Origin of the sequence: Bacillus sp. MHSD_36 (assembly GCF_030757775.1) — a bacterium.
In the GTDB taxonomy this organism is placed as follows: domain Bacteria; phylum Bacillota; class Bacilli; order Bacillales; family Bacillaceae_G; genus Bacillus_A.
In genome coordinates this window covers 822,001-846,111 of the sequence record NZ_JAVBIS010000002.1, presented here as the reverse complement: position 1 = coordinate 846,111, position 24,111 = coordinate 822,001, and the positions used below count along the sequence as shown (strand labels likewise).

The 24,111-nt window shown below is 36.0% G+C and carries 25 protein-coding genes and 1 other annotated feature; of the genes, 13 read left to right on the top strand and 12 right to left on the bottom strand.

Features of this window, described 5'->3' with window-relative positions; genetic code table 11:
- Positions 1 to 31: 31 nt before the first annotated feature.
- A complete protein-coding gene (locus Q9B79_RS12510; protein ID WP_306184608.1) occupies positions 32 to 3,136 on the top strand; it encodes a hybrid sensor histidine kinase/response regulator in 3,105 nt (1,034 codons plus the stop codon).
- 31 nt (positions 3,137 to 3,167) lie between these two features.
- Here the strand turns inward: Q9B79_RS12510 and Q9B79_RS12505 are convergent, their stop codons facing one another.
- Entirely contained in the window at positions 3,168 to 3,848 is a 681-nt protein-coding gene (locus Q9B79_RS12505; protein ID WP_306184607.1) for an ankyrin repeat domain-containing protein, read from the bottom strand.
- Between the two features lie 149 nt (positions 3,849 to 3,997).
- Between Q9B79_RS12505 and Q9B79_RS12500 the strand changes: the two genes are divergently transcribed.
- From Q9B79_RS12500 to Q9B79_RS12490, 3 genes are all read left to right on the top strand, one after another.
- Complete coding sequence (locus Q9B79_RS12500; RefSeq protein ID WP_306184605.1) at positions 3,998 to 5,452, top strand: sensor histidine kinase; 1,455 nt, start codon at positions 3,998 to 4,000, stop codon at positions 5,450 to 5,452.
- Position 5,453: 1 nt separating this feature from the next.
- Positions 5,454 to 6,143 (top strand): response regulator transcription factor, encoded by a 690-nt coding sequence (locus Q9B79_RS12495; RefSeq protein WP_306184603.1) that lies wholly within the window; start codon positions 5,454 to 5,456, stop codon positions 6,141 to 6,143.
- A gap of 120 nt (positions 6,144 to 6,263) precedes the next feature.
- A complete protein-coding gene (locus tag Q9B79_RS12490; RefSeq protein WP_306184817.1) occupies positions 6,264 to 6,533 on the top strand; it encodes a hypothetical protein in 270 nt (89 codons plus the stop codon).
- A gap of 20 nt (positions 6,534 to 6,553) precedes the next feature.
- Here Q9B79_RS12490 and Q9B79_RS12485 read toward each other — a convergent pair whose 3' ends face one another.
- From Q9B79_RS12485 to acuA, 4 genes are all read right to left on the bottom strand, one after another.
- Entirely contained in the window at positions 6,554 to 7,456 is a 903-nt protein-coding gene (locus Q9B79_RS12485; protein WP_306184601.1) for an alpha/beta fold hydrolase, read from the bottom strand.
- 205 nt (positions 7,457 to 7,661) lie between these two features.
- The gene (acuC, locus tag Q9B79_RS12480; protein WP_306184599.1) at positions 7,662 to 8,828 is read right to left on the bottom strand and encodes an acetoin utilization protein AcuC; all 1,167 of its coding nucleotides are present in this window, start codon (positions 8,826 to 8,828) and stop codon (positions 7,662 to 7,664) included.
- A complete protein-coding gene (locus tag Q9B79_RS12475) occupies positions 8,825 to 9,469 on the bottom strand; it encodes an acetoin utilization AcuB family protein (RefSeq protein ID WP_000634568.1) in 645 nt (214 codons plus the stop codon). The genes acuC and Q9B79_RS12475 overlap by 4 nt, the downstream gene beginning before the upstream one ends.
- Before the next feature lie 17 nt (positions 9,470 to 9,486).
- Positions 9,487 to 10,119, bottom strand: a complete 633-nt coding sequence (gene acuA / locus Q9B79_RS12470) for an acetoin utilization protein acetyltransferase AcuA (RefSeq protein ID WP_061680131.1) — start codon at positions 10,117 to 10,119, stop codon at positions 9,487 to 9,489.
- Positions 10,120 to 10,295: 176 nt separating this feature from the next.
- Between acuA and acsA the strand changes: the two genes are divergently transcribed.
- From acsA to tyrS, 6 genes are all read left to right on the top strand, one after another.
- Complete coding sequence (gene acsA, locus Q9B79_RS12465; protein ID WP_306184596.1) at positions 10,296 to 12,014, top strand: acetate--CoA ligase; 1,719 nt, start codon at positions 10,296 to 10,298, stop codon at positions 12,012 to 12,014.
- A 90-nt stretch (positions 12,015 to 12,104) separates the two neighbouring features.
- Positions 12,105 to 12,662 (top strand): maltose acetyltransferase domain-containing protein, encoded by a 558-nt coding sequence (locus Q9B79_RS12460; protein WP_042514614.1) that lies wholly within the window; start codon positions 12,105 to 12,107, stop codon positions 12,660 to 12,662.
- A 66-nt stretch (positions 12,663 to 12,728) separates the two neighbouring features.
- Positions 12,729 to 13,184 carry a hypothetical protein gene (locus Q9B79_RS12455; RefSeq protein ID WP_306184594.1) on the top strand — a complete coding sequence of 152 codons (456 nt, stop codon included), beginning with the start codon at positions 12,729 to 12,731 and terminating at the stop codon, positions 13,182 to 13,184.
- The gene (locus tag Q9B79_RS12450; protein ID WP_306184592.1) at positions 13,165 to 13,710 is read left to right on the top strand and encodes an RNA polymerase sigma factor; all 546 of its coding nucleotides are present in this window, start codon (positions 13,165 to 13,167) and stop codon (positions 13,708 to 13,710) included. Before Q9B79_RS12455 ends, Q9B79_RS12450 begins: the two co-directional genes overlap by 20 nt.
- The gene (locus Q9B79_RS12445; RefSeq protein WP_306184590.1) at positions 13,691 to 13,936 is read left to right on the top strand and encodes a hypothetical protein; all 246 of its coding nucleotides are present in this window, start codon (positions 13,691 to 13,693) and stop codon (positions 13,934 to 13,936) included. Before Q9B79_RS12450 ends, Q9B79_RS12445 begins: the two co-directional genes overlap by 20 nt.
- A 77-nt stretch (positions 13,937 to 14,013) precedes the next feature.
- Positions 14,014 to 14,242 (top strand) — a binding site (T-box leader).
- Between the two features lie 70 nt (positions 14,243 to 14,312).
- Positions 14,313 to 15,569 carry a tyrosine--tRNA ligase gene (tyrS, locus tag Q9B79_RS12440; RefSeq protein ID WP_306184588.1) on the top strand — a complete coding sequence of 419 codons (1,257 nt, stop codon included), beginning with the start codon at positions 14,313 to 14,315 and terminating at the stop codon, positions 15,567 to 15,569.
- A 77-nt stretch (positions 15,570 to 15,646) separates the two neighbouring features.
- Here tyrS and Q9B79_RS12435 read toward each other — a convergent pair whose 3' ends face one another.
- On the bottom strand, positions 15,647 to 15,949 hold the full coding sequence (locus Q9B79_RS12435) for a YjdJ family protein (RefSeq protein ID WP_306184586.1): 303 nt from the start codon (positions 15,947 to 15,949) through the stop codon (positions 15,647 to 15,649).
- A gap of 150 nt (positions 15,950 to 16,099) precedes the next feature.
- On the opposite strand from Q9B79_RS12435, the gene Q9B79_RS12430 reads away from it, so the two are divergent.
- Complete coding sequence (locus tag Q9B79_RS12430; protein WP_000050944.1) at positions 16,100 to 16,228, top strand: hypothetical protein; 129 nt, start codon at positions 16,100 to 16,102, stop codon at positions 16,226 to 16,228.
- Between the two features lie 116 nt (positions 16,229 to 16,344).
- Here Q9B79_RS12430 and Q9B79_RS12425 read toward each other — a convergent pair whose 3' ends face one another.
- From Q9B79_RS12425 to rpsD, 4 genes are all read right to left on the bottom strand, one after another.
- A complete protein-coding gene (locus tag Q9B79_RS12425) occupies positions 16,345 to 16,875 on the bottom strand; it encodes an SMI1/KNR4 family protein (protein WP_306184583.1) in 531 nt (176 codons plus the stop codon).
- A 133-nt stretch (positions 16,876 to 17,008) separates the two neighbouring features.
- Complete coding sequence (locus Q9B79_RS12420) at positions 17,009 to 17,482, bottom strand: hypothetical protein (RefSeq protein WP_002199161.1); 474 nt, start codon at positions 17,480 to 17,482, stop codon at positions 17,009 to 17,011.
- 2 nt (positions 17,483 to 17,484) lie between these two features.
- The gene (locus tag Q9B79_RS12415; protein ID WP_306184580.1) at positions 17,485 to 19,140 is read right to left on the bottom strand and encodes a T7SS effector LXG polymorphic toxin; all 1,656 of its coding nucleotides are present in this window, start codon (positions 19,138 to 19,140) and stop codon (positions 17,485 to 17,487) included.
- A 473-nt stretch (positions 19,141 to 19,613) separates the two neighbouring features.
- Complete coding sequence (rpsD, locus tag Q9B79_RS12410) at positions 19,614 to 20,216, bottom strand: 30S ribosomal protein S4 (protein ID WP_000135312.1); 603 nt, start codon at positions 20,214 to 20,216, stop codon at positions 19,614 to 19,616.
- A 400-nt stretch (positions 20,217 to 20,616) separates the two neighbouring features.
- Here rpsD and megL point away from each other — a divergent pair, with 400 nt between their 5' ends.
- Entirely contained in the window at positions 20,617 to 21,795 is a 1,179-nt protein-coding gene (gene megL, locus Q9B79_RS12405; protein WP_306184578.1) for a methionine gamma-lyase, read from the top strand.
- A 61-nt stretch (positions 21,796 to 21,856) separates the two neighbouring features.
- On the opposite strand, the gene Q9B79_RS12400 is transcribed toward megL, so the two are convergent.
- Positions 21,857 to 22,336, bottom strand: a complete 480-nt coding sequence (locus tag Q9B79_RS12400) for a GAF domain-containing protein (protein ID WP_016085948.1) — start codon at positions 22,334 to 22,336, stop codon at positions 21,857 to 21,859.
- A gap of 147 nt (positions 22,337 to 22,483) precedes the next feature.
- Here Q9B79_RS12400 and refZ point away from each other — a divergent pair, with 147 nt between their 5' ends.
- A complete protein-coding gene (refZ, locus tag Q9B79_RS12395; RefSeq protein WP_306184575.1) occupies positions 22,484 to 23,122 on the top strand; it encodes a forespore capture DNA-binding protein RefZ in 639 nt (212 codons plus the stop codon).
- A gap of 11 nt (positions 23,123 to 23,133) precedes the next feature.
- Here refZ and Q9B79_RS12390 read toward each other — a convergent pair whose 3' ends face one another.
- On the bottom strand, positions 23,134 to 24,078 hold the full coding sequence (locus Q9B79_RS12390; protein WP_306184573.1) for a DMT family transporter: 945 nt from the start codon (positions 24,076 to 24,078) through the stop codon (positions 23,134 to 23,136).
- Positions 24,079 to 24,111 lie beyond the last annotated feature (33 nt).

The following is a 24,111-nucleotide window of genomic DNA, read 5'->3' as shown; positions in this document are numbered from 1 at the left end:
ATACTTATTTACTATAAATGAGGTTTCCGATATGTCTAAAAGAAAAATGTTATACATTGTATTTTTATTTATTATTTTTATCATTAGCCTTCGTCTCATATGGTTTAAAAATTCTTTTTATATTCATCAACCAGTTGTTCAAAGTGGGAATTTAAATTTAGTGAAATTTAAATTTGATGAAAAGAATATTGTTATATTAAACGGGGAATGGGCTTTTTATCCAAATGTTTTATTAAATCCAGACCGACTGAAAAATAATTCTATTGAAAAAAGGGAATGGATTGAGGTTCCTAGTAAATGGTCTGGAAAAGTTTCGAAAATTGATGATTATAAAGAACGTGGTACGTATGCATTATCAATTCATGTGAGTAATCCTAAAGGAAAATATGCTTTGAAGGTTCGAGATATTAATAGTAGTTTTTCTCTTTATGTGAATGGAAAATTAATTGAAACAAGAGGAAATGTATCTAACGTAAAAAAAATGGATAGGTCTAGCTTGTATCCGACGGTTTTGATGATAGAACCTGATAAGGAAGGGATGATTCAACTTCTTATAGCAGTTGAAAATAACTCTTACGAAGCTACTAAAGGTGGGATTGTGAAAGGGATACGCTTTGGAACGCAAGAAGCTATTTTAGCTGATCATTTAAATATAATTTATTTGCAAGTTGTGGTTGCTGTAGTTATGTTCTTACATAGTATTTATGCATTTATACTCTTTTTAATAAGACCAAAGAAATTGGAGAGTATATATTTTGCTATTGCCAGTTTTTTAGCTGGAATTTCAGTTTTAATTAGCGATGATAGGGTTATTTTCAATTGGGTAGATATAAATTTTGAAACATATATAAAAGTTGCTTATATTTCTTATGCAGGACTAGCGATGTTTTTCTTGCTGTTTATACGATCTCTCTTTGGGATAAAATACAATATTAGAATAGCTCATATTATAATAGCTCTATGTGGGATATATTTGATTTTTATTTTACTAGCCCCATACACAATTATTCGTAAGTGTTCTATTTTCTTGTTTTTCGCATTAATTATTCCGTTTTTAACTATAGCTGGTATCATTTTTCAAGCGATAAAAAGTGGGAAACAAAGTTCTTTGTTTCTATTTTTTGCTGCCATTAGTGCAACATCGAGTGTTTTATGGGCAAGCTTGCAAAAATATATTGTTTTTGTAATTGAATGTATTATGAGAGTATGTAACTTGTATTATTCCCCTACAAATTTACTACTTATATTTGATCCGAATTTTTATCCTGTAGATTTAATTATTGCGTTTATTACATTTTCTACCTTTTGGTTTGTTCGTTTTTTTCATACGAGTGATGAGAATATGAAACTAATTAGAAAATTAAAAGAGGAACATTCTCGTAAAGATCGTTTTTTGGCAAATACAGCACACGAACTTAGAAATCCGTTACATGGGATGATTAATATTGCTCAAAGCGTTATAGATGAAGAAAAATTAATAAAAGAAAACAATAAACAACATTTGAAATTATTAATGACGATAGGAAGACGTATGTCATATTTATTGAACGACTTAATAGATGTTACAAGGATGGAGCAAAAAGAGATAGCGATTCATAAAAGGCCGGTTGATTTGCAACCAATTATTACAATGGTAATTGATATGCAAAAGTTTATCGGTGAAGAAAAGAAATTACAAATTATAGCTAATATTCCTGAACGCTTCCCCTTTGTATTTGCTGATCAAAACCGTCTTATTCAAATTTTATTTAACTTACTTCATAATGCAGTGAAATTTACGGATGAAGGCGTTATTACAATTGATGTGGAAGAAAGAAATAATTATGCGGTTATTCATGTGACAGATACAGGTATCGGAATTGATAAAGAAACGCAACACCGAATCTTTCTTCCTTATGAACAAGGTAACAGTTCTTATGAAGAAAGTGGTGGATTTGGACTTGGATTAAGTATTTGTAAACAATTAGTGGAGATGCATGGTGGAACACTCACTGTTACATCTGTTTTGCATAAAGGTTCAAGGTTTACATTTACATTACCGTTGGTTGAAAATGAAAGGGTACCAATTGTTTCTAAGAAAAAAATTGAAAAAGTAGTAGAATTAAACCTACTTGAAACAAAGAATTATAGAGTTAGTAATAGAATAAGAATTCTTGCTGTCGATGATGACCCTGTTAATTTAAAAGTATTGAAAAGTATATTGCCACAAGATGAATATGAACTTGAAACGGTTACGACAGGAAGAGAAGTTTTAGAACGTTTAAATATAGAATGGGATATGGTATTAGTTGATGTTATGATGCCGAAAATGTCAGGTTACGAATTAACGAAAATGATTCGTGAGCAGTATTCTATTTCAGAATTGCCTATTATATTGTTAACCGCTAGATCTCAGCCTGAAGATATTTATACAGGGTTTCTCTCCGGGGCGAATGATTATATTGTAAAACCTGTTGATGCTTTAGAATTAAAAGTAAGAATTAATGCGTTAACAGAGTTAAGGAAATCCATTCATGAACGGGTAAGAATGGAAGGTGCTTGGCTTCAAGCGCAAATTCAACCACATTTTCTCTTTAATACGCTAAATACGATTGCTGCTTTAAGTGAAATTGATATTGTTAGAATGGAAAAATTAATTGTTGAGTTTGGAACATATTTAAGAGCTAGTTTTGGTGAAGAAGTTTTAGCGGAAAGCATTCCTATACAACAAGAGTTAGATTTACTTCAATCATATCTTTATATTGAAAAAGAAAGATTTGGAAAGCGAATACAAAGCGTGCTAGAAGTTGAAGATGGAATAGAATGTTTCGTACCACCGTTTTCTATTCAAACGTTAGTAGAGAATGCTGTGCGCCACGGTATATTGAAAAAAGCAGTAGGTGGGAGCATACATATAAAAGTCGAGAGTGAGAATGGATTTATAAACATTTCAATTGCTGACGATGGGGTAGGGATGACAGAGGAAAAAATAAAAGAAATATTAGTGAAAAAACCAAATCAAAAACAAGGAATTGGTTTATTGAATACAGATGCAAGATTAAAACAGTTATACGGAACTGGATTAGAAATAAAAAGTGAGCTTGGAAAAGGAACAGTTGTTTCGTTTCAGGTGCCTATTGTTATCAATAATAAGTAAAAAATCCGAAGTAATAAATACTTCGGATTTTTTACTTATTCCCTTCTAACAAAATCTTCTCTATCTCTTCAAAATTATGAGCGCGAGCATGCTCTAGCGGGGTAACGCCATCGTTGTCGGGAATATTTACATCCGCACCGTGCTCAATAAGAAGGCGAATGACTTGTTGTTGTGTTTCATCTCCGTTACTTAGTACGATTGCTTCCATTAAAGCAGTCCATCCGAGATTATTTATATGGTTAACATCAATAGATGTCCGGGTGAGGAGTTCGTTAATAACATCGATATAGCCATGTTCTGAGGCGGGGATAAGAGCTGTTCCGCCGTAACGATTCGTAAGTGATGGATCTGCGCCAGCATCGATCGTTAGTTTTAAAATATCTAAGTAACCTTCAGCGCCAGCGTATAGAAAGGGATTATTTTTCATATCATCTTTGATATTTACGTTAGCACCAGCTTCGATTAGTGCTTTTGCGGTTTTTACATCATTCTTGTATGTAGCAATCATAAGAGGAGTACGTCCTTTATTGTCCGTTATATTTATGTCAGCCCCTTTTTTGAGTAAAGATATAACAGTATTCGTTTCTTGTTTCTCAGTAGCTGTTAGTAGCGCTGTCTCCATGTTTGTCATCTCCTTTTTAACTTCTTGTTCTTGCGAGCATCTTTGCAAAAAAATTAGGCAACAGATCATGCTTACTGTTTTTTTGAACATGGAACCTCAACCTCCTAATTTCAACTGTAGAATAAGAACATTAAATTTTTATAAACTGACGCTAAAATTACTATAAAATCGCTTGAGTATTTGAACATATATTTCTATGCTTATAAATAATAAGGTTTGATAAAGTGAGGATGTAACATATGTCTATTAAAACAAGGTTTTTATTTTCTTATATTGCTGTCATTCTCGTTTCTATTACGCTTATATTAGTTGCGGGATTTTTAATCGTTTTTGCGATAACAGGTGACTTGGAAGCAGTGAAAAATTTCTATAAAAGTTCTTACATTCAAAAGCCGCTTACACCAGAAGAAGAGAATGTCTATATTGAGTTGAAGTCGGCTGCAAAGAAACATCAATCTCAACTATTAGATGAATCGTTCGTTTCATCACTTGAAAAAGAAGGGGTGAAAATAGTTGTAAGAAAAGGAGAAACCATTTCTTATGCTACAAAAATATTTGAAAGTGTATCTTTAAAAGAAGCCCTTCCAAAATTTGAATCAGCAAATATTAATAGTCGTGGTACAACAGAATTAGGCGATACATTTTATCGATATGTAAAGTTTGATTTTTATTTTCCTCAGGAAGAAGAGGGGAGTATATTTGTATTAAAGAAGCAAAGTTCATTTGTAGATCTTACACAAAAATTATTTCCGATTTTGTTCGTAGCACTTTTACTGTTAGCCGTTTTGCTTATTGGATTATTAAGTTACCTCGTCTCAAGAAGTGTCATAAAACCAATCTTTGTATTGAAAGATGCGACTGAGAAAATTAAAGAAGGAAATTTAGATTTTCAAATACCAGTTACATCGCACGATGAAATAGGGCAATTAAATCAAGGGTTTGAGGAAATGAGGAAGAAGTTAAAAGAATCGATAGAGATGCAAACGCAGTATGAAGAAAATCGAAAAGAACTCATTTCAAACATCTCTCATGATTTAAAAACACCCATTACATCTATTATCGGATATGTGGAAGGTATAAAAGATGGAGTCGCAAATACGCCTGAAAAAATGGATAAGTACTTAACGACTATTCATACGAAAGCAAGACATATGGATACACTCATTGACGAACTATTTTTATTTTCGAAGCTCGATTTGAATCGAGTTCCCTTTCAGTTTGAAACTGTTGAATTAAATACGTTTATGCAAGAATTAATAGAAGAGATGCAGATGGATTTAAGTAAAGAAGGTATAGAGGTTAACTTACAATTACATGCATCACCACTATATGTAACGGCTGATTGCGAAAAGATCAATAGAGTGATATCGAATTTAATTCATAATAGTGTGAAATACATGGATAAAGAAGAAAAGGAAATTACTGTAGCAGTATCGATTGATAACAATAAAGTGATTGTGAAAGTAATGGACAACGGATCAGGTATTGAATCGGATACACTTCCGTATATTTTTGAACGTTTTTATCGTGCAGAGCAATCGAGAAATTCTAGCACAGGTGGAAGTGGACTTGGCTTAGCGATAGCGAAGCAAATTGTTGAAGAACATGGCGGGGAAATTTGGGCGGAAAGCAAGCTTGGGAAAGGCACAAGCATATTCTTCTCATTGGAAAAAGTAGAGAAATGTGGTGAGTAAATTGAAAAGAATATTACTAATAGAAGATGAAGTAAGTATTGCAGAATTACAGCGAGATTATTTAGAAATTAGTGATTTTCAAGTTGACGTAGAGCATTCAGGAGAAATAGGTTTACAAATGGCCTTGCAAGAAGACTACGATTTAATTATTTTAGATATTATGCTTCCGAAGATGAACGGATTTGAGATTTGTAAACAAATACGTGCTGTAAAAGATATTCCGATTTTACTTGTTTCAGCGAAGAAAGAAGATATAGATAAAATTCGCGGGCTCGGTTTAGGGGCGGATGATTATATAACGAAACCGTTTAGCCCAAGTGAATTAGTCGCAAGGGTAAAAGCACATATTTCTCGTTATGAAAGATTATCAGGAAATGTAAGTAAGCAACGCGATACGTTATATATTCACGGAATCTCTATTGATCAGCGAGCAAGAAAAGTTTTTATAAACAATGAAGAAATTGCGTTTACAACGAAGGAATTTGATTTATTAACATTCTTTGTAACGCATCCAAACCAAGTATTAAATAAAGAACAGTTATTTGAACGCATTTGGGGATTAGATTCCGCTGGCGATTTAGCTACTGTTGTCGTTCACATAAGAAAGCTACGTGAAAAAATTGAAAGAGATCCTGCCCACCCGCAATACATTGAAACAGTGTGGGGAGCTGGTTATCGTTTTAACGTGTAATGTACCTGCCGAGTAATTGGCAGGTTTTTTTATGTTATTCGAATGAAAGGGAGGAATAGGTAATTTATGTTAAAATATAAAGAAATACACATAGGAGAGTATGAGAGGGCGTGCTACATTTTGGGGCATACAGTAAAAAATAATAAATCAAACAAGACTTTAAGAATCGGGATTAATATTATACTTGTTTTATTATTAATAGGTGCAATACAAATGTTTTATGATGAAGATTCTACAAATGATCATTTCGGTGGGTTATTTATGATGGTCTTTTTTGGAATTAAAATAATTTCTAATTTTATGATGAGTATAAAAGAAGGAGATAAAAAGGCAGTATTACTTGATTTAGGTTTAATGATTTTTTTGTTCTGCTTGTTGTTTCTAGTGTGAAACATTTCTTTTGCAAAAGCTCATAGTCTCTTATAGAGGCTGTGAGCTTTCCTTAATAATAACGGTTGTAACGATTTATAAAATGTTTGAGTAGTAGAAATAAATTGAGCAGCTTCTTCTAAAAAAGGATAATGGTTACTCTCTTCAAATGTCACAAAGATAGAATTACGTATACTCTTATGCATCTCGATAGAATATTGAATCGGGCACTGCACATCATATCTTCCGCATATAATAAGTGTTTTTATTTGGATGGATGGTAAATGCTTTCTTAAATCAAATGACGGATATTCATTGGCAAAAGCATTCATCCGAATAGCGGACATTGTTTTTACAATTGATTTACAAAAATAAGAGTTGTAGTTTTCTGGTTTATACAATGATAATTTTGTTCTCTTAGTAGCTAGTTCTTCCCGTTCTTCACTTGTAAGTTGAGGGGTTTTTAAGTTTTCGATGAGCTGTTGCATATAATGAAACTGTGGATGTTCTGGGTGATAAATGCAAAATGGTGTTTCGGTATAGTTACTTGCTGCCGCTCCAACGACGACTAATGATTGTAAGGAATTTGGATAGGTAATTGCATATAAAAGTCCAAGCATACCACCTGTTGAATGACCGGCGAAATGCCATATTGGAAGTTGTAAAGCTTCTCGTATAGCTTCTAAATCGTGAATTGTTTCAAGCATACTTAATTCTTTTTCAGAATTGGCTTTTGCAGAGTTACCAGTGTCGCGTAAATTAATGAGGAATACACGATGCGTAGAAGTGAAAACATCCGCAAAGTAATCACCAGTCTCATTAAATTGTGAATAGTGATGTGTAATGCAAAGCGGTTCGCCACTGCCTTTAGTAAAAAGCTCGAATGTGCCACGTTTCGTGTGGATCATTTGTTGTGTCCACATAATATTACGACCTTTCCTCATAAAGTCCGTTAGTACATAAAAATATATCAGTGATTATTAGAATATATCGGCGCAACTCAAAATATATCAGCGATTATCAAAATATATCGGCGCAACTTGAAATATATCAGCGATTATTAAAATATATCGACTTACCAACAGAAATCGACAATAATAGCAAGCTTTAAATAAAAGGAGGCTATTCAAAAACGAGCCTCCTTTTCGTTTAGTACAAAGATTTTTTCATATTATTCCGAATAATTTCAAGGGATTTCGCTACAGTTAATGCATTCTTTTCTTCGATTTCTGGTTTACGGGGGATAGGTTTATACATGTTGTCTGGATCTTCCCATGTGAGGGGAAGTTCTGTTTCTGCTTGTCCTTTCCAAGCGTCAATCCATTCTGGAGGGAGATAACCTGAGATGTTTTGGATGTTGTTCATTTCGAGCCAAATGAGTGCCCAAGCTCTTGGGACGACGCGCCAGTGGTCATAGCCACCGCCGCCGACAGCGATCCAGCGACCTTCGCAATATTCGTTAGCGATTTCGCGAGCGAGCTTCGGTATTTCACGGTAAATATTCATCGTCGCACAAAGGTGTGTAAGTGGGTCGTAATAATGTGCGTCAGCACCGTTTTGCGTTAAAATAATATCCGGTTTAAAGTAGGCTGCAACTTCTTTTACGACAGTTCGATATGAATCTAAGAAAGATTCGTCTTCTGTAAAAGCATCGAGTGGAACGTTAAAAGAATAACTATAGCCATTCCCTTGTCCGCGTTCATTTACAGCGCCAGTTCCAGGGAATAAATAGCGCCCGGTTTCATGTAGTGAAATGGTGCATACGTTAGGATCATCATAAAATGACCACTGTACACCATCACCGTGATGAGCATCTGTATCAATATATAAGACGCGTAAACCGTATTTCTTCTGAATATATTTCATTGCGATGGAACTATCGTTATAAATACAAAAGCCAGATGCTTTGCCGCGGAAGCCGTGATGTAAGCCGCCGCCTAAATTAAGCGCGTGTTTTACTTTCCCGGAAAGAACAGCATCGACAGCAGTTAACGTACCGCCAACGAGTAATGCGCTTGCTTCGTGCATATTTGGAAACATCGGTGTATCTTCTGTTCCGAGTCCATATGTCATCGCAATTGATTTTTCTAACTTACCTTCTCCAGCACGTTTTACCGCATTTATGTACTCCTCTGTATGAACGTAGGCGATCTCTTCATCTGTAGCCATCCGTGGTGGGATGATTTGGGAAGGAGAGATAAAACCGCCCTTTTGTAATAAATCATATGTAAGTGTGACGCGCAGTTGGTTAAAAGGATGATCAGGGCTAAACGAATAGCCCCGAAAGTCATCCGAATAAATAAACACGCTACTCATGCTTGCATCCCCATAATGTTCGGCCATAATACACGGTAGCCTTCTGCCTCAAGTGCATCAATCACTTTTAGCGGATTCATCGTTTGAATGCGGAAAACGAGTACTTTATCATTCTCATCTTTTGCTGGGTAGACGAGAACGCTCACGATATTGATTTGTAACTCACTAAAAATAGCAACGACTTTTCCGAGAATACCAGGTTCGTTTTTTACTTGAATTTCAATTTGTGAACTTGGTTGATGTGCTCCTGTTAATTTCACTAACGTGTGCAGCACAGTAGATTCAGAAATAATTCCAACTAACTTTCCAGCCTTTGTAACAGGAAGACAGCCAATTTTATTTTCAAAAAATAAAGTAGCAATTTCCTCAACGAAATCGAGAGGATGGCAAGTCATAACAGGATGTTTCATAATGAGTTCAAGCGGTTGCTTCAGCATATCGAGTGAAACTTGTTCATCTAAAATAGACGGACTTGCATCTCTTACATCCCGATCAGAAATAATGCCTACGACGTGATTATTTTGATCGACAATTGGAATGTGCCGAATGCCTTTCGTGCGTATCGTTCGGATTGCTGTTTCGATTGTATCGTTTGGATGTAGTGTCACTACATCTTGATTCATAATTTCTTCTACAATCATTCCAGTTGCCCCCTTTATTAATACATAAAACGATTGTGAAAACGTAGACGATCAAATGCTTGAATAGAATCTGTATCAACGCGTTTACCGATGCGGACCATTAAACAATTAGCGGGGTGCGAACAAATTTCAGGATCATCTGTAGCCATCCATTGTAACCCGCCAGCATTCATCATTTTTTCCATTACTTTGCGGTACTCCCAAACATTTAAGCCTGTTTGTTTTAAATCCCAGTGCCAATAATATTCAGTCGTCAATATAATGTAATCTTCCATATGGTCGTCCATCATTGAAACCTCTAATAAGTTCTTTCCGACAGCGCAACCGCGGAAGGCAGGGACAACTTCAATCGCCCCGAGTTCAATTAAGTTTTCTATCTTTCCTTCTGACCATCGTTCAAGTGGATCAGGATATAAGTATGTAACATATCCAACAATCGTTTGGTCATGTCTAGCAATAATGAGACGAGCTTCTGGCAATTTAGAAATTTCGACAATTGCTTTATATTGCTGCTCGGCAGGACGAAACGCAATTAAGTCTGGATGAAATTCATACATTTCTAAGTTATGTGTAGAGACAGGCCCTTCAATAATTAAAGTGCCTTTCGCTGTTTTTAAGTTTCTAGCATTATATATTTTTTTATGAATCAATGTATTGCTCACCACCTTGAGGGTTTGTGAATCTATTCATATCGTACTTTATAATATATGCGATGTGAATCGAAATTTGTCATTAAAAATTTGTCTAAAAATCAACAAATATACTGAAAATTTTAAATAATGTTATTATAATAGATAATAGAATACATAGGAGGGGGATGTAAAGTATGAAAGTAGAAACGCTTCCTGTCATTAAAGGAGAAAATAATTTGCCGAATTATGATGAGGCATACGCGAATTTTAACTGGGAAGAGGTTAATAAAAGCTTTACTTGGAATGAGACAGGCCGAGTAAATATGGCGTATGAGGCAATTGATAAGCATGCGAAATCCGCTCGAAAGAATAAAGTAGCCCTTTATTATCAAGATGGATCGCGAAAAGAGAAGTATACATTTAAGGAAATGAAGGATTTTTCTAATAAAGCAGGAAACGTCCTGAAAAATTATGGCGATGTAGAAAAAGGCGATCGCGTTTTTATTTTTATGCCGCGTTCCCCAGAGTTATATTTTGCACTTTTAGGTGCAGTGAAATTAGGGGCAATCGTAGGTCCGTTATTTGAAGCATTTATGGAAGGTGCAGTTCGCGATCGTTTAGAAGATAGCGAAGCGAAGGTGTTAATTACAACGCCTGAATTGTTAGAGCGTGTACCATTAAATGATTTACCGGCTTTAAAAACAGTCTTCCTTGTTGGAGATCATGTAGAAGAAGGCGGTAAAACAGTAGCGTTCAATCCTTTATTCGAACAAGCTTCAAAAGAATTACATATCGAATGGTTAGGCCGTGAAGACGGTTTGATTCTACATTACACGTCTGGTTCTACTGGTAAGCCAAAAGGTGTGCTTCATGCACAAAACGCAATGGTTCAGCACTATCAAACGGCGAAATGGGTATTAGATTTAAAAGAAGATGATGTATATTGGTGTACAGCTGACCCAGGCTGGGTAACTGGAACAGCTTACGGTATTTTCGCACCGTGGTTAGTTGGGGCATCAAATGTTATTTTAGGCGGACGCTTTAGTCCAGAAGCGTGGTATGAAGCGCTGCAAGATTACGGTGTAACAGTTTGGTACAGTGCACCAACGGCGTTCCGTATGTTAATGGGTGCTGGACAAGATGCAATTAAAAAATATGATTTATCACAAGTGCGCCACGTATTAAGCGTTGGTGAACCGTTAAACCCAGAAGTAATTCGCTGGGGTATGAACGCATTTGGACTTCGCATTCATGATACATGGTGGATGACAGAAACAGGTGGACAAGTTATTTGTAACTACCCTTGTATGGAAATCCGTCCAGGTTCAATGGGTAAACCAATTCCAGGTGTGAAAGCAGCGATTGTTGATAATGAAGGAAATGAAGTGCCTCCTTACACAATGGGTAACTTAGCAATTGGTAAAGGTTGGCCAGCGATGATGCGTGGAATCTGGAATAACAAGCAAAAATATGAATCTTACTTTATGCCGGGAGACTGGTACGTATCAGGTGACTCTGCTTATATGGATGAAGATGGATACTTCTGGTTCCAAGGACGCATTGATGATGTAATTATGACATCAGGCGAGCGCGTTGGTCCGTTTGAAGTAGAAAGTAAATTAATCGAGCATGCTGCTGTTGCAGAAGCCGGTGTAATTGGTATTCCTGATCCGGTGCGCGGAGAAATCATTAAAGCATTTATCGCGCTTCGAGCAGGATACGAACCATCTGAAGAATTAAAAGAAGAAATTCGTCAATTTGTAAAGAAAGGCCTAGCAGCTCATGCAGCGCCAAGACAAATTGAATTTAGAGATAAATTACCGAAAACGAGAAGTGGTAAAATTATGCGCCGCGTATTAAAAGCGTGGGAGTTAAACTTACCAACAGGTGACTTATCGACGATGGAGGATTAAGAAAGAAAGGTCTGAACAAGTAATATGTTCAGACCTTTCTTTTTTTATGGTATCATAAACTTATATATACGAGTTAAAGGGGATAATAAAATGAAAACAGAAAAAGAAAAGATGATACTAGGCGAAATGTACATACCAGCTGATCCAGTTTTAGTTCAAGAGAGGGAGCAAGCTCGTATATTAACGAGAAAATTAAATGAAACGCCAGAAGTACAATTAAAAGAGCGTAGCGAAATCGTAAAAGAACTATTCGGAACGACTGGAGATAACATTCATCTTGAATCTTCTTTTAGATGTGATTACGGTTATAACATTCATGTTGGCGAAAATTTTTACGCGAACTTTGATTGTACAATTTTAGACGTATGCCCGGTGACAATCGGAGTGAACTGTATGTTAGCTCCAGGTGTTCACATTTATACAGCAACACACCCGCTTGATCCAGTAGAACGCATAAGCGGATTAGAATACGGAAAACCAGTTACAATTGGCGATAACGTATGGATTGGCGGAAGAGCGATTATTAATCCAGGTGTCACAATTGGAGACAACGCGGTGATCGCATCTGGTGCTGTTGTAACGAAAGATGTGCCTGATAATGTAGTAGTTGGCGGAAATCCTGCAAAGATTATTAAAAAAATAAAATAATATTTGAACGAAGTGCCTTCCTCGTCTGTATACACTTATGAAAGAATAGATGAGGGAGGCTTTTTTATGTCTAATAAATTACTTCTTACTTTTGCCTTAATTGGAATTATAGTCGTATTTTCTTGTGGTCTTTTCTTACCGATGCTAATCGGTTTTAAAGTATCAATGATTACAGCTGGGGTCATGATGATTGTTATGTTTTCCATCATTATTCCGTTTGATAGAAAACATATAGTAAGGAAAAATAGATATAAAATTGATTTTAAGAAAACAAAAGTGTATTTTCGCTGGAATGTATTTGATACGATTTCGGTTTGTCTTGCAGTGTATGCGTGCATATGTGTGCAAGCATTAAACATTTTAGTTTCAACGGGACAGACAATACAAAACCCCTATGTTCAATTTTTTACGAATCAATCACAAGTATGGATTATTGTCGCAAGTTGCTATTTAATTTCCCGCATTTCATTAACGTTAAAAGGAATAAAGGAGATCAAAAATCATGGCGCAGATTGGGATTGAGGAGGAGCTCATGCTTGCGTATCAAAGTGGAGATAAGCAGGCTGGGGAAAAACTATATGTTTTGATCAAACCAGCGCTATACACATTTTTATATCGATTTAACCGAGATGAACAATTAAGTATCGATCTCGTGCAAGATACGTTTTTGACGTTAGAGCGTAAGAAACATATGTATGAACTTGAAAAAGGAAAAATAAAAACGTATTTATTTCAAATTGGTTATCGTCTTATGATTAATAAATTAAACAGAAGAAAAAAGTGGCGTACGCTTTTGCCATTTTTAGTGTCGATTCCGGAAAAAGAATTTTCTCACGAAGATCGGCTCACAGTAAGAGAAGCAATTTTGAAAGTTCCGGAAGAACAGCGAGCTGTCCTTATTCTTTCTTATTATCATGATATGCAGCAGAAAGAGATTGCAGAGATATTAAACATTCCGATTGGAACAGTGAAGTCGAGACTTCATAACGGGATAAAGAAATTAAAACAATTGCTGGAGGTGGATGAAATTGAGCGGAAATCCCTTTAAGAGTGAATATAAATTAAGACAGCATTTAGATAGTGACCATGTAGAAGTACCGGACTTTCCAAAAACGGTAAGTCACTTCGATCGATTAATCGGATTTCTTGGTTCTCCAGCGAAAGATCCTGTAGAGGCGATGATTGGGAATGATTTATCAGTTGTGTTTCACGTATCGTTATTAGTTGGGGTTCCGGTTATTTCTCTTATTACGATACTCTTTGCGACGTTATAAAGGATTGGGAAGAAGAGAAACCCGACCTCTATTTGACACGCCTATATAAATGATGGTATAAAGAAAAGTATATGAATAATTGAGCGTGGAAAGGGAGAAGTAGTGATCATTTCCCTGTTTTAGAGAGCTGATGGCCGGTGAAAATCAGCACATAGATGATCGCGAATTACGCCCCTAGAGCATCTTTTTTCGATTGAATTGTATTCAAAAGGGAAAAGACGGTGCTAAGCCGTTATGTAAATAAGGTGGTAGGCTTTTTTGGCCTGCAACTAGGGTGGTAACGCGATAATCAAAATCGTCCCTTATTTGAAGGGGCGATTTTTTTATGTTTTCAACCTTCACGCCAGTAATGAACTTAAAGGAGAGTATGTAGGATATGGGTATTTTACAAGATCTTGAATTTCGCGGTCTAATTAATCAGCAAACAGATGCTGAGGGACTTGAGCAATTATTAGAAAAAGAAAGCGTTAAATTATACTGTGGTTTCGATCCGACAGCGGATAGCTTACACATCGGTCATATGTTACCAGTGTTAATGTTACGCCGTTTCCAATTAGCTGGTCACCAACCAATCGCACTTGTTGGCGGTGGTACTGGTATGATCGGTGACCCAAGTGGTAAAAAAGCGGAGCGTACATTAAATACAAAAGATACAGTTGCTTACTATACAGAAAGCATTAAAAACCAACTTTCAAACTTCTTAGAGTTTGAAAACGTGGACAACCCAGCAACAATGGCTAACAACTATGACTGGCTTGGTAACTTAGATGTCATTTCATTCTTACGCGATATCGGTAAAAACTTCGGTTTAAACTATATGTTAGCAAAAGATACAGTAGCATCTCGTTTAGATACTGGTATTTCATTCACTGAATTTAGTTACATGATTTTACAATCATACGACTTCTTAAACTTATACCAAAACCATAATTGCCGCTTGCAAATCGGTGGTAGTGACCAATGGGGTAACATTACAGCTGGTCTTGAATTAATCCGTAAATCGGAAGAAGATGCGAAAGCATTCGGTTTAACAATTCCACTAGTTACGAAATCTGACGGTACGAAGTTTGGTAAAACAGAAGGCGGCGCAATTTGGTTAGACCCAGAGAAAACAACTCCTTACGAGTTCTACCAATTCTGGATTAACACAGATGACCGCGACGTTGTTAAATACTTAAAATACTTCACATTCTTATCTCATGAAGAAATTCTTGAGCTTGAGAAGCAAGTAGCTGAAGCACCAGAAAAACGTGCAGCACAAAAAGCATTAGGTGCAGAAATGACAAAACTTGTTCACGGTGAAGAAGCATTAGAGCAAGCGATCAAAATTTCAGCTGCATTATTCAGCGGTTCTGTAGCAGAACTGACTGCAAGCGAAATCGAGCAAGGATTCAAAGACGTACCATCTGTAGAACGTACTGCAGAAGATACAGTATTAATCGACTTACTTGTAGAAAGCAAAATCTCTCCATCAAAACGTCAAGCACGTGAAGATGTAACGAATGGTGCAATCTACGTAAACGGTGAGCGTACACAAGCATTAGACTACGTTGTAACAGAAAAAGACCGCATCGAAGGTAAATTCACAATCATTCGCCGCGGTAAAAAGAAATATTTCTTAATTCGTTACTAATTAGAAACGAATATAAACAAATAGTACCCCGAATTGTAGGCTGAAAAGTTTATGATTCGGGGTTTTTATGCATGAATTTAGATTACCTTACGAGTTCTTGTAAATAGAATATGAAGAATTAATACGAGCATATAAAGTAAGCTAATGAGCATAACAATAAATGCTACTGGATAAAATTTTGCTGCATATATAAAGAAGTCGATTTGATAAATATCTTCGTAATTTGAAACGGTGCCTTTAAAGAAATTCGTAAACTTAGCGCTATATTTCCATTCATCAGGATTATCTATTAAATTACTCCCTTGATACCAATTAATAAGTGCGGAAGTAATAAATAGCATACATGCACTACCCAATTGAACCATTTGGTTTATTGTCAAAATGAATCAACCTCCTATTTTATGGTTATTATAGCGTGCATTCATATTTCTGTAATCTTTTTGTTGTAATCTCCTTTTCGAGTTCATACGGAAATCACATGTAAGCGGTATGATAAATGTATAACAACTAGAAAGGAGTGGTAAAACAAAATGTCACTAGAAGCGCTCATTATTTTTTCTTTGCTAAACGCGGGTCAGCTTGCAGAGAATTCAAAGGTGGATGTACATAAAGAGCAGAAAGATGCTTATGTATATGTTCAAAAAGAGGAAAATAAATAACTTTAATATATATAAATAAAAGCTACTCGAAGTAACTGTTTTAGTTGTCTTCGGTAGCTTTTTAAATTATGAATAAATAGGAATTAATTCTTGTGGCTCCACTTTTACTATTCATGTTAAAAGTCTAAATCTTTTTCATTACCATCATAATCTACTAGTAATGATCCTTCGTCTAAGGTATCCATTAACCATTCCACCAAACCATTCCATGATCTAGAAAAGCTTTGAGTCTCCCTATCCCATTGTATTACCGTTGCATCGTATCCATTGCTTAATTCTAAGTCTATACATATCGAGTCACCATAGTTTAAATCTGCGATGATTAAATACATGTCTGGCATCTTTGTCGGTCTTCGTTCTTTTTTAAACGAATCATTTAGATAGGAGCCACCACGATGTTTTTGACCCCGAGCAGTTGTATGAATTTCTGATAGGACTGTTCCAGGTATAAATAATTCTCCACCATTACACACTTGGAGAAAATCTTTATATATATCAGGAATTTGAATGTTAAGTTCATTTTGAAGGCTTGTTATATCTTCTAAGTTAATTCCATTGTTTAGGGTGTGAATGCCATCTACATATTTATTAACTTCCTCAAAAAATGGTTGTAAATGATTGTTTTTTGAATAATATTTTCTTAGCATAAAACCATCTCCCTTTATTCATGTTTCCAAGGCACAACATCTCAAATCTAGATACATAAAGAAAATCCGGCTCTTGTGAGTCGGATTTTCTTTTTTTATATATAAGATAAGATTGCCTTTCTTATATATAAAATTATGAATAGATAGGAATTAATTCTTGTTTAAAATCTTCATACATACCTAAAGCAATTTTTAAAATTTTTTCTAAGCTGTCATAATCGCTAAATAGTACGGGCTTAATTCTAGTATCTGGAGAAATTAAAAGTCTTGAATATAGACTCCATGGACTACCTAATCTTAGTTCATCATTATGATAAACTACCCAAGTAAAGTCCAGAACGTTTACTTTAATACCAATATTAAAATAAAATAAATTTTCTTTTTTATCACCTAGTTCTCCAACTTTTAAAAACTTTTCTTTTTTATCATAAACTGATTTATAACCTAGCTTTTCAAGTATTTGTTGAATTTCTTCAATATTGGGATTAGGAATGATTTCTTCGGCATCATAATTTTCTCTCGAAAAAGAAGAAAGTTCTGTGTATCTATTAACAAAGTCAATTTTTTTTAGTGCTGTTTCTATTTCAGGTTTTAATTTTAAGCTCATTATTATTCCTCCCTAAATCTTAATGTTACACCGTATTCTTCAGCTATCTCTTTATATTTTTCTATATTTTTAATGTTTTTATTAGATGCTGGCACCTCTAAAATATAGTCTCCGTTAAGTTTTAGGCCATCTAACTCAGGATACTGATTTGATCTTATTTTAGTGCCAGATGAATATTTATCCCTAAATTCGTTCAAGTAAGTTCTAAATGTTGCCTCGTCTATTTTATGTAAATCTGTAGCTTTCCTTGAAACGATTTCTTCAAAAATTGGGTCATACGAATCCAGTCTTTTGTGATTTTCTAAATGTAATTCATGGTAATCGTACCAACCTTCTTCTCTTGCTTTTGAATTAAATCTATTTCCTCTTGCCATAGGTGAATTTTTTGTCCAATAATCACTTGCTTCTTTCCAATCTAATCTGTCTTTAGGGACTTTCCCCTCTTTGGCTTTTCTATCACAATATTGCTTGTATCTTAATTCTAAATCAGATTCGATAAATTTACCATCTTTTAAAAGATTTTTAGCAGTCTCACTTGAGCCCTTAACTCCACTAACAGAACCACTAGAAGAAGACTGGATTTTTTGAAGAGTATCCTTACCATTTTGAATTGCATTACGCCCAACAAATACACCATGTCCAACAAGACTAACTCCAGCCGTTGTAGCAGCTGCATCAAACGTAATAGCAATTGGTGATGCTAATCCACCAGTTCCTACTGTTGCGACTAGAGTTAAAAAATTAGAGCCGCCTATGACGGTAAGGCCTTCTAGAATTTCTATAATGGAAGCCGCTCCTGCTATAACATTTCCCATGAACCTTCCCGCTTGATAAGTTAACTTGCTTTCTAATTCATCATTATCAGGTGATTCTAATCCAATAACGCTTTCGAAAGCCGCACTGCCAGCGCCTTGAAAAAATTCTTTCATAAATTCCCAAGTACCGATAGCTGTTTTTTCGTACCATGGTCTATTGGCCTCTTGTTCTCGTAAAGCAATTATTTCTTCAATTTCTTTTTTTATTTCAGCTTCACGAGCTGTTTCCTCTGTAATTTGTTGAATGGAAGTTATCCATTCCATATTTAATCCCTGTGTGCTAAATGTTCCTGATACAGGACTAAAACCTTTTCCACTTTGAACTTCCGCCAAACCTGTCGCAATGCTAGCGGCTAGTTGGAGTGCAGTATCATAATTATTACTAGAAGTATAATTAAATTCATATAGATGTTCTAATTTTTCTTGCAGTTTTTGCCTCATGACAGTAAAAAGATTTACCATAGCGTCCATACCTGGGATCGGCATAGTTTGGTTGAGCGCTTCTGTACTTGCTATCATTCGATCGATTTCTCGAATTTGTTCTAATATCTCCTGTTCGATAACATCTCTAGAAGCTACCTGTGATTGAAAGTCTCTTGGAAAAGCATCATTTTGACGGATTAATTCTTCGCATAAGTAAATGATTCCTTGTGCTAACGGACGAAAGGTTTGTAAGAAATATGCTTTTGCACTGCTATATGTTTGTCCTTGTAGAACAGTATCCAATGCAAAAGCATTAATAGAATGAATAATTTGTTCCATTCCTTGAATAGTAGCGTTACAGAAAGCGTTCATACTTTCTGTTTGAGCTTGTACTTCACCGAGATACATATTTAAAGACATGAACTTTCCCTCCCCTTACAAGAAAAATAATACCAATTTAAGGAAGTGATTGTAAATGTAATATTCTAATTATTTAGCGAAAAAGGTACTCTTTCATTAAGTTTTATAATCTCATTCGGATGATCTGGTAATGAAGAGGTTTTTTAGTTGAATGTAAATAGAAAAAGGGAAGGTATAGATTATGTACAAATAAATACGTTGTAAAAATAATGTTAAGAAAAGGAGAGTACAGCAAAGAAAAATGAGTTATGGGATAGAATGTAGTGTTTTTAAGTGTTAGAAGAAGGGGGTAGGTTTTTATTAATGTGGATAAAAATGGATGAAATTTTAGAGAGAGGGTTAAGTTTTATTTTGTTTTGTTACATTGTTCCGTTTCTATACATATAGCGGCTATATTCAATAAAAAAAGCCCAGGCCCCTTGATAAACAAGGTTCCTAAGGCTTTTAATAATACTCTTTTCAGAGTACCGAGATTAACGAGAGTAGAACTCTACGATTAATGCTTCGTTGATTTCAGCTGGTAACTCAGAACGCTCAGCGTGACGAGTGTAAGTAGCTTCTAATTTGTCAGCATCGAAAGTTAAGTATTCTGGTACGAAGTTGTTAACTTCGATCGCTTCTTTAACAACAACAAGGTTGTTAGATTTTTCGCGAACGCTGATAGTTTGACCAGGTTTAACACGGTAAGATGGGATATCTACGCGAGCGCCATCAACCATGATGTGACCGTGGTTTACTAATTGGCGAGCTGCACGACGAGTGCGAGCTAAGCCCATACGGTAAACTAAGTTGTCAAGACGAGCTTCAAGAAGGATCATGAAGTTTTCGCCGTGCTTACCAGGCATTTTACCTGCTTGGTCAAATGTGCGACGGAATTGACGCTCAGTCATGCCGTACATGTGACGAAGTTTTTGTTTCTCTTGTAATTGTAAACCGTATTCTGAAAGTTTCTTACGTTGGTTAGGACCGTGAGGACCTGGTGCGTAAGGGCGTTTTTCTAATTCTTTTCCTGTGCCGCTTAGAGAGATTCCAAGACGACGAGACAGTTTCCAAGCTGGACCTGTATAACGAGCCATAGTTGACTCCTCCTTTAAAAATGTTTTTATTTACGTAAAATAAAAACAGACGTAATCGATATTTACGGGCATTTTGTTTTCATGTACCTTCGCTCCAGCAGCAGGGAGTTACGAGATACACCTCCGTAGAGGAACAAAATACAAACGATAAACTCACATTACAAGGCTGCCTTTTTATTTTACACAAACGCTATTATATCTTTTACCCAGAGTTTCGTCAAGCGAGTACGTTTTTGTTTTATGCATATAAATTTTGGAAATGAACAAGAAGGAATTTAAAACGATATAAAAGAAGAGATAGAAACACAAATAAAACGCTTACATAAAATATAGTAAAAAATGTTCATTAATTTTTGGTTGATGAATATGCGGCAGTAAAAACATAAAAGGGGATGTTTTTATGAAAAAGAAGCATATGGAGACAGCGTTAATTCATCACGGGTATACATCTGAGGAACATAAAGGAAGTTTAACACCACCTTTATTTCAAACGTCTACATTTACATTTGAGACTGCGCAGCAAGGAGAGGCGAGTTTTGCGGGAGTAGATCCATCTTATATTTATTCAAGACTTGGAAATCCAACTGTAAAATTATTTGAAGAACGTATGGCGGTGTTAGAAGAAGGAGAAGAAGCACTTGCTTTCGGATCCGGTATGGCAGCTATTTCTGCAACGTTAATTGGTTTTCTAAAGGCTGGAGATCATATTATTTGTTCAAATGGATTATATGGGTGCACGTATGGATTTTTAGAAGTGTTAGAAGAGAAATTTATGATTACGCATTCGTTTTGTGATATGGAGACAGAGGCTGATATTGAAAATAAGATTCGCCCAAATACGAAGCTTATTTTCGTTGAAACACCGATTAATCCAACGATGAAATTAATCGATTTAAAACAAGTCATTCGGGTTGCGAAGCGACATGGTTTATTTGTCATTGTTGATAATACGTTCTGTTCACCTTATTTACAAAGACCACTGGAGCTTGGTTGTGACGCAGTTGTGCATAGCGCGACGAAATATATTGGCGGTCACGGCGATGTTGTGGCGGGTGTAACAATTTGTAAAACGAAAGCGCTAGCTGAAAAAATTCGCCCGATGCGAAAAGATATCGGCGGTATTATGGCGCCGTTTGATGCATGGTTATTGTTACGCGGATTAAAGACGTTAGCGGTAAGGATGGACCGTCATTGTGATAATGCAGAAAAAATTGTATCGTTCCTAAAAAATCATGATGCGGTAGAAGGTGTTTGGTATCCAGAAGGGGAGTTAGCATCTCGTCAAATGAAACGGGGCGGCGGCGTAATTTCTTTTTCAATTAAAGGCGGAAAAGAAGAGACACAAGCGTTTATCAATGACCTTCACTTTATTACAATTGCGGTAAGTTTAGGAGATACAGAAACGTTAATTCAGCATCCGGCAACGATGACGCACGCTGCGATTCCAGCTGAGTTAAGACAAGAAATGGGTATTTATGATAATTTAATACGTTTATCTGTCGGTTTAGAATCTTGGGAGGATATTGTTTCTGATTTAGAGCAAGCGTTAAAGAAAATATCTACTGTTAGTAATCAATAAAAAAAGGGCTAGCTATCGGTTTCGTACGTGATGTACGCAATTGATAACTGGCTCTTTTTTTCTACATATGTTTTAGGAGTGTTTCCACAAACTTTTCTAAATAGCGCTGATCTACTTCATCGAAGCGATTTTTTTCGGGACTATCAATATCAAGTACACCGATGACAGTTCCTTCTTTCACGATTGGTACGACAATTTCTGAATTTGAAGCGCTGTCGCAAGCGATATGTCCTGGGAATTGATGAACGTCTGCTACAAGCTGCGTTGTTTTCGTTTCAGCTGCAACGCCGCAAACACCTCGTCCAAATGGAATGCGTACGCAAGCAGGCATTCCTTGGAATGGTCCAAGGACAAGCTGATTTCCTTCTGTTACGTAAAAGCCAACCCAATTCACACGATCTAAAAATTGGTTTAATAATGCGGACGCATTTGATAAGTTTGCGACTACGTTTGATTCGCCGGTTAATAATGCATCCAGTTGTTTAATTACTGTCTCGTATTGTTCTTCACGAGAACCTGCATAACTTTCTTTTGTAAACATGGAAACAGCCCCTTTTTTATCGAGATGTGTAAAAAATTAGCAAAATACGATGTATTTCACATGACTTTGTCGATAGAAAATTAAAGGAATTTGTCTTAAAAGTCAAGAAATTTACACTATAGCTGTTCAGTGAGAGGAAGTGAGCGCATGAAACAGACGAAACAAAAAGTAATTGATGCGGCAATATCGCTGTTTAATACGAAAGGTTATGATGGAACGTCGGTGCGAGACATTGCAAAGCGAGCGGATGTGAATGTAGCGAATATTTCATATTATTTTGCTGGAAAGCAAGGCCTATTAGAGCAGCTTATTACTAATTTTTTAGAAGGGTATATTCATGTGATTGAAACGTCCTTTGAACAGAGAGAATATTTGTCGGCTAAAGATGTGATGGTGCAAATGGTGCGCGGGATTTTACGATATCAATTTGAAAATAGGGAACTGACACGTTTCTTCTACCGGGAGCTTTCACTAGATACAACATTAATTCGCGAAGTTATGACGATTTACTTTTCTAAAGAAAGATATTATATAGAGCAAATCATAAAGCAAGGACAAATGAAACGAGAGTTTAAGAAGGTATCTTTTACAATGTTTATGACGCAATTAAAAGGCATGATGAATATGCCGTTTTTATATCCGCAATATATATCAGAAGTGCTGCATTCTTTTCCGTCTGAGACATTTTTCTTAGAAATGTACACGAAAGAAATTGAACAATGGATGGAACAAACATTATGTATAACGAATATGTACCAAGAATGGCCAAGAGCTGTTCATATGTGAGAAATCCCCACCTAACGAACTGAGGTGGGGATTTTTGTGCTTTCTTTTCTTTGCCATACATTGTTGCATAATAGCGCGATAATTGTTAATGAGGCTCCGGCAATTTCAACTTTGTCGACTGTATAACCTCGAAAGATGGAACCGATAAGTGCAAGTACAGGAACTAAATTCATAAATAATATGCCGTTAATAGATGAAATATAGCGATTTCCTGTGTTCCAGCAAAATACAGCGATAACACCTGCAATAATCGACATATACAAGAGTTCAAAACGAACGCTCATAATTGTACGAAATGACGGCACAGTAACGATGTTTGTATAAGTGAAGAAGGTGACAATGATGATAAGTGAAATTGAGCCGAATAAACAAGTTAACGTCGTGTACCTAAGTGGTGACCAAGAGTGAAAACGAGCACCGCCGTTCGTGTAAATGACCCAGCAAGTAACGCCGCATAGCATAAGTATATTTGTTGAGAGGTGACTGGCAGCTCCAAATAATAAGTGAACATTTCCCTTTGAAATGACAAGCATAACACCGAGCAGTGCAACGAACATACAAAGGAATGTATAGTTTTGTGGGCGTTTGTTTTTCGTTATCCACTGCAATAATAAAGCGATGAGTGGCATAAGAGATTGAATCATCGCGGCATGGATGGCTCCAGCAGGTCCGGCAAGTTGTTGACCGTAAAAAATGAGAAAACCATATCCAGCGAAACCGACAGTCCCGTAAAAGAATAAAGAAAGTGTTCTTTTCTCTAAGCGGAGTGAAGTTTTCCCTTCAGTGATGAGTAGCAAAATAAGAAAAATAATAGCTGCTGATCCGTATCGGATAGTTGTGAAAAAGAACGGATCAATAAACTGCAGGGCATTTGCCATGACAGGAAACATGAACCCCCAAGAAGTGACGGCAAGTAGGCATAGAAGGGAGCCAAGTAGCATTTGTTTTTTATCCAAGAGTATCTTTCCCCTTTACATTTCGTTATAGTA